We start from the raw sequence: 6149 nt of genomic DNA on the forward strand, positions 1-6149 counted from the left end.
CGAGTTCAATTAAGCCATCGATGAGTTCAGCAGGCTGACCTGCAGTACCAAACCCACCAATCATAATGGTTGAACCGTCTTTAATTTGGGAGAGGGCTTCGGTTAAAGACGCTGAGCTTTTATCAATCATAATCACTTCCTAAACAAACGATCTACATTTACCTTTAATATGATCAGGTCGATGTAGACGATGATGGGGTAGTATTTTGACGCTTCGTTAAAATCACGTGCGCTAAAATACCAATACAGATTCCCCAAAAAACTGAACTTAAACCTAAAAATTGCATACCTGAAACAGTCGCCAAGAAAGTAAGGAGAGCTGCGTCACGATCCTTTTCTTGGAACATAGCAACGTGTAAATTTGTAGCAATAGCACCTAAAAGTGCTAAACCTGCTAATGCAGCAACAAGTTCTTTAGGCAGTAAGCTAAAAAGCATCACAATGCTGCCTGCAAATAAACCACCTAAAATATAGAAAATACCGTTCGCAATACCTGCGATATAACGTTTCTCTTTGAGCTCATGTGCATCTTTTCCTGTACAGAGTGCGGCTGTTATTGATGCCAGGACAATGGTGATTCCGCCCACACAAGCAACAGCTAACGATGCGATACTGGTAGTGGTAATAATGGGTTTTGCTTGAATGTCATAGCCACTTAATTTCAAAATTGCCATGCCAGGTAAAAATTGACCAGAAAGGCTGACTAAAATAAGAGGTACTGCAAGATTTAGAAAAGAGTTAAGCGTCCACTCGGGCGCAATGAATTGGGGTATTGCAAGTGAAAACTCCATATTCACAGCATTGAATTTTCCGAGGACTAAACTCATGAAAATACCAGCTGCCAATACAAAAAGCATGGCATATCGAGGTGTTAAACGCTTAGCAATCAGATACGAAATAAGCATTCCAAACACGATATATGGCATGGTATTGGTCGCGGTAAAAAGACCAAATCCGAACTGACATAAGATACCCGCCATCATTCCTGCAGCCACTGATTGCGGTATCAAAGCCAATAGTTTGTCGAAATATCCGGTAATACCAATGATGAAAATCACTACAGCTGTAGTGATATATGCAGCAACTGCTTCATTCAGTGATATATCTGGAAAAAGTGTGACTAGCAGAGCAGTACCAGGTGCCGACCAAGCGGTAATGACAGGAACTTTAAATTTTATTGATAATAGAATTCCAGCTACAGCAGCACCAATTGAGATACCCCAAATCCATGAAATCATCATGTCTGGTGAAACTTGGGCTTGTTGTGCTGCTTGAAAGAAAATAATTAATGGTCCGGCATATGAAATCAATACAGCTAAAAAGCCGGCGACAGTGGCGGAAATAGACCAATCTTCTTTTAGTGTTTTAAACAGGGTTGCCATTGTATTTGCCTCCTTGCGTCAATGATCCTGTGAATTTAAAGAGTCCGTGATCAGGGTTAACCCTGATCACCACCACCTACAGGTACGACTGTGCCTGTAATGTATGAAGACTCATCTGAAGCAAGGAACAAAATAGCATTTACTTGTTCTTGAATAGTGCCATAGCGTTTCATGTAGCTGCGGTCAATTGTTTGATCAACCACTTCTTGCATCCAAGCTTGATCTTGCTCAGATAGTGGTGAAGTATTACGTGGAATTACACGTGGTGGAGCTTCAGTACCACCTGTAGCCACAGCATTGATGCGGATACCATCTTTAGCATGTGCAAATGCCATTGATTGAGTAAAACTATTTACACCACCTTTAGCTGCAGAATATGGAAGACGGTTAATTCCACATGTGGCGATAGATGATACATTCACGATCACACCAGATTTTTGGTGTTGCATGTGTGGTAAAACTGCACGACAACTCCATAAAGTAGGAAATAAAGAACGATTGATCTCTTTAATAATTTCCTCTTCAGAAAACTCTTCAAAAGGTTTCATCCAAATCGCACCACCAACATTGTTGATCAGCACATCAATTCGGCCAAAAGTCTCGATCGCTTTATTTACAACGGATTGTGCACCAGCATAGGTTTCAAGATCAGCTAAGACAGTAACACCTGTGCCACCTTGAGTCGTAATTTCTTCAAGTGTGGTCTTCACGTATTCAGCACGGTCAGCCAGTACAACTTTTGCACCTTCGCTAGCTGCTTGAAGAGCAACACCGCGACCGATGCCTTGAGCGGCACCAGTAACGATTACGATTTTATTTTCAAATCTTTGATTCATGTTCCTCTCCACTTTAATTCGCAGAGAATTTTTCGAATAAGAAGTTTGCAGGTTTAACGCCTTCAGCATCTAACCAACCACGAACTGCATCTACCATAGGAACAGGACCACAGAGGTAAACGTCTACATCACCACCGTTGAGCCATTCAGTTTCAATGTGACCTGTCACATAACCTTTACGTTCGTGTGCAGATTCTGGGTTTGCAACTACGGTACGGTATTCAAACCAATCAAGTTTTTCTTGAAGTTTGTTGAGTTCTTCAATAGCAACTAGGTCAAAGTCATTGGTTACACCAAAAACTAAACGTACTGGATGTTCAGAACCTTTTTCTTCTAATACTTGAAGCATCGACATAAATGGAGCAATACCTGTACCACCAGCAAGCATTACTACAGGGCGTACTACATTACGTAAGTAGAAGCTACCAAATGGACCAGTGAATGTCATTTTGTCGCCGACTTTCGCTTCGCTGCTTAAGAAGCTACTCATTTTACCGTTAGGAACGTTACGAACAACAAAGCCGGTCAAACGGTTGCCTGGCTTAGAGCTGAAAGAGTATGAACGTGTTTCAGTTGATCCAGGAATACCTACATTTACATACTGACCAGCAAGGAAATTGATATCTGGCTGACCCTCGTCTAGTTGAATATCAAAGGTAATTGTAGATTCAGATAAGTTTTCTACACGAGAAAGCGTACCTTGATATTGATGAATTTGAGTTTTACATACATCAGATGATGCTTGAATTTGGAAAACTGCATCTGAAGTAGGACGGCACTGGCAAGCTAAGATATAGCCTTGCTCAGCCTCTTCTGGTGTAAGTGCATCTTCAATATAAGTTTCTTCAGGCATGTCATAGCTGCCAGACTCACAAAAAGCTCGACAAGTACCACATGCACCATCACGGCAATCCAGCGGAATATTAATCTTTTGACGATATGCAGCGTCAGAAAGCGTTTCGCCTTGTGCAACTGAAATAAATCGGGTTACGCCATCTTCAAATTGAAGTGCAACATTATGGTTTGACATGGCTGAATATCCTTTAAGAATCTTTTGAACAATTTTTTGGTGTAACTACCAAAATTCCATTTGGTAGTTACTGAACTTGTTATTTACTAATTACAGGTGATATACGTCGATTACTTGATTGATGTAATCATTTTTGAGTACCACATATTTATTTAAAATTTGTGGTTTTTCACCAGACAAATTGATTTCGTAGCGTGACATACCAAAGTAGCTGTATGACTTTTGGTAGCGGTAACTTAAAGTGTTCCAGTTGAAACGAACAACAACCTTATCTTCATGACGTTCAAGTATTTCAATGTTGTTAATATTGTGGCTTGTACGTGTATCAGGCATTGTTGCAGAAGAGCGTTCAGTTTTGATACGGAACACGCGGTCTTCTAAACCTTGACGATCTGGATAATAAATTAACGAGATTTCTGATTGAGGATCTTCAGTTAATGTATTGTAGTCATCCCAAGATGGCATCCAGAACGATGCTGTAGGTGCATAGCACTCTAACCATTCATCCCACTGTTCATCATCAAGTAGGCGCGCTTCTTTAAATAAGAACTGGCTCACTGATTCTAAAGTTGCTTCAAGATTCGCGTTACTCATGCGTTATCTCCTTGTTCAGCTAAAGCTTGTTCTGCTTTAATCGCACGTTTCATTTCTTCTAACCAATGTTGATGTTGCGCAAGGTATAAACCTTCGTCTTCAGTTTTAACGCCTGAAAGTTTAGGTTTTAGACCAATTTCGTTTGCTGCCTCATCTGGGCCATTGATCCAATGCTTTGAGCCACGGCACATATCGTTCCACTCAAGTTCGATACCAGCATAACCTGCTTGACATGCACGGAATTCTTCTAAGTCATCTGGTGTCGCCATACCTGAAGCATTGAAGAAATCTTCATATTGACGAATACGGCGTGCGCGAGCTTCTGGCTCTTCACCTACAGGTGCGATGCAGTAAATTGTTACTTCAGTTTTATCAACAGCAATTGGGCGAAGTACACGGATTTGTGAACCGAACTGATCCATCAAATAAACGTTTGGATATAAGCAAAGGTTACGTGAGCGCTCGATCATCCACTTCGACATAGCAGGACCGAATTTCTCAGAGTATTCATCTGCTTTAGGGAAGTTAGGGCGGTCTTCAGGGTTAGCCCATTGTGTCCAAAGCAACATGTGACCATTTTCAAAACCGTAAGAACCACCGCCTTGTTTACCCCAAGATCCTGCGCTCATTGCACGGATATTGTCGCCAGCTTGTTTTTCTTTACGTTGTTGCGTAGTCGCAGCATAATTCCAGTGAACTGCAGATACATGGTAACCATCTGCACCATTTTCAGCAGTGAGTTTCCAGTTTCCTTCGTATGTATAAGTTGAGGCACCACGTAAAACTTCTAAACCTTGATCAGACTGACCCACGATCATATCGATAATTTTAGTCGTTTCACCTAAGAATTCTTCTAATGGCAAGACGTCTGGGTTTAAGCTACCGAATAAGAAGCCTTTATAACTTTCAAAACGTGCAACTTTCTTAAGATCATGTGATCCTTCTTTGTTAAAGCAGTCAGAATAACCTGCATCTGTTGGGTCTTTAACTTTTAAAAGTTTGCCTGAGTTATTGAATGTCCAACCATGGAATGGGCAAGTATAAGTAGCCTTATTACCACGTTTGTTACGGCAAAGTTGTGCACCACGGTGTGAACACGCATTGATCATTGCATTTAGCTCGCCTTGACGGTTACGAGCAATCACGATTGGCTGACGACCGATGTGTGTCGTGTAATAATCATTGTTATTTGGAATTTGGCTTTCGTGTGCCAAGTAAACCCAATTACCCTCAAAGATGTATTTCATTTCAAGGTCAAAAAGGGCTTGATCAGTGAAAACTGAACGATGAAGTTTAAACTCACCTGTCTCAAAGTTGTCTACAAGTAACTCATCAAGACGATCTAGATGGCTGGTATTAATTACAGGAATACGTGGCATGGACGTTCTCCGACTTTCCAAATTGAGGGGAAGTCATCGGGATAACTGACTTATCCCGATTCCGACTAATTGATTTAAGCTGATGCGCGGCGGCGTTCAACTTCAGTAGAAGGCGCACCTTCAACGTCTTTCACTAATTCAATGTCAAATTGAATATGTTTGAACGCACCTTTCAGACCACGACGAGCAATTTCAGCTTCATCAGTTACGTCTACAGCAGTTGCCACTAAGCCATCACGCGTTGCAAATGCAAAGTCATCCCAAAGGTATTTATCACCTTCGATGTTGAACTGCGTAGTTAATTTACGGTAGCCAGGTGCAGTGACGAAGTAATGCACGTGTGAAGGGCGGTTACCATGACGACCAAGTTTGTCTAATACAAACTGAGTTGTACCTTCTGGTGGGCAGCCATAACCTACAGGCATTGTGGTTAATGCTGTATATTGACCTTGTGCATCCGTGAAGATCGTACGACGTAAGTTAAAGTCAGATTGAGACTTATCAAAGAACGAGTAGTTACCTAAGCTGTTTGCATGCCAAACTTCAACTTTAGCGCCTTCAATGATGTTACCTTCAGTATCTTTAACGATACCTTCAATAATTAAAGTTGGAATTTTGCCTTCTTCAGAACCATCATCCATACGTGCAAAACCAACTGATTCTGGTGCACCAGCGACATACAATGGACCTTCAATTGTACGTGGAGTACCACCTGTAATACCTGCTTGAGCATCTTTCTCATCTGCACGTAAATCAAGGAAATGCTCAAGACCTAAACCAGCAGCCAAAAGACCTAATTCGTTTGCTTGACCAGCATCAGTAAAGTACTCAAGACCCTTCCAAACTTCAGATTGGCTTAAATCTAAATCTTCAATCGCTTGGAATAAGTCAGATACTAAACGTACAACGATTTGCTGAACACGTTCAT

The 6149-nt window shown here is 41.3% G+C and carries 7 protein-coding genes; all 7 read right to left on the reverse strand.

The features are described from left to right. A partial coding sequence (locus AC1M9B_RS14275; protein ID WP_481588083.1) for a CoA-transferase occupies positions 1-130 on the reverse strand: 130 nt, incomplete at its 3' end. Between the two features lie 43 nt (positions 131-173). Continuing rightward, entirely contained in the window at positions 174-1382 is a 1209-nt protein-coding gene (benE, locus tag AC1M9B_RS14280) for a benzoate/H(+) symporter BenE (RefSeq protein ID WP_180000663.1), read from the reverse strand. Positions 1383-1438: 56 nt separating this feature from the next. Further along, a complete protein-coding gene (gene benD, locus AC1M9B_RS14285; protein WP_481609331.1) occupies positions 1439-2218 on the reverse strand; it encodes a benzoate diol dehydrogenase BenD in 780 nt (259 codons plus the stop codon). Positions 2219-2231: 13 nt separating this feature from the next. Beyond that, on the reverse strand, positions 2232-3248 hold the full coding sequence (gene benC / locus AC1M9B_RS14290) for a benzoate 1,2-dioxygenase electron transfer component BenC (RefSeq protein ID WP_035270501.1): 1017 nt from the start codon (positions 3246-3248) through the stop codon (positions 2232-2234). A 90-nt stretch (positions 3249-3338) separates the two neighbouring features. Continuing rightward, complete coding sequence (benB, locus tag AC1M9B_RS14295) at positions 3339-3842, reverse strand: benzoate 1,2-dioxygenase small subunit (protein WP_035270498.1); 504 nt, start codon at positions 3840-3842, stop codon at positions 3339-3341. After that, positions 3839-5221 (reverse strand): benzoate 1,2-dioxygenase large subunit, encoded by a 1383-nt coding sequence (gene benA, locus AC1M9B_RS14300; RefSeq protein ID WP_481608245.1) that lies wholly within the window; start codon positions 5219-5221, stop codon positions 3839-3841. The genes benB and benA overlap by 4 nt, the downstream gene beginning before the upstream one ends. Before the next feature lie 74 nt (positions 5222-5295). Beyond that, positions 5296-6149, reverse strand: an 854-nt coding sequence (gene catA, locus AC1M9B_RS14305) for a catechol 1,2-dioxygenase (protein WP_481609332.1), incomplete at its 5' end; no start/stop codon positions are given.

The sequence above is a fragment of the Acinetobacter sp. ANC_7513 genome (assembly GCF_056779915.1).

Bases quoted from the DNA above. Each gene is read 5' to 3' on its own strand.
- benA (WP_481608245.1), bottom strand. From the start codon at position 5,221: ATGCCACGTATTCCTGTAATTAATACCAGCCATCTAGATCGTCTTGAT.
- benE (WP_180000663.1), bottom strand. From the start codon at position 1,382: ATGGCAACCCTGTTTAAAACACTAAAAGAAGATTGGTCTATTTCCGCC.
- benD (WP_481609331.1), bottom strand. From the start codon at position 2,218: ATGAATCAAAGATTTGAAAATAAAATCGTAATCGTTACTGGTGCCGCT.
- benB (WP_035270498.1), bottom strand. From the start codon at position 3,842: ATGAGTAACGCGAATCTTGAAGCAACTTTAGAATCAGTGAGCCAGTTC.
- benC (WP_035270501.1), bottom strand. From the start codon at position 3,248: ATGTCAAACCATAATGTTGCACTTCAATTTGAAGATGGCGTAACCCGA.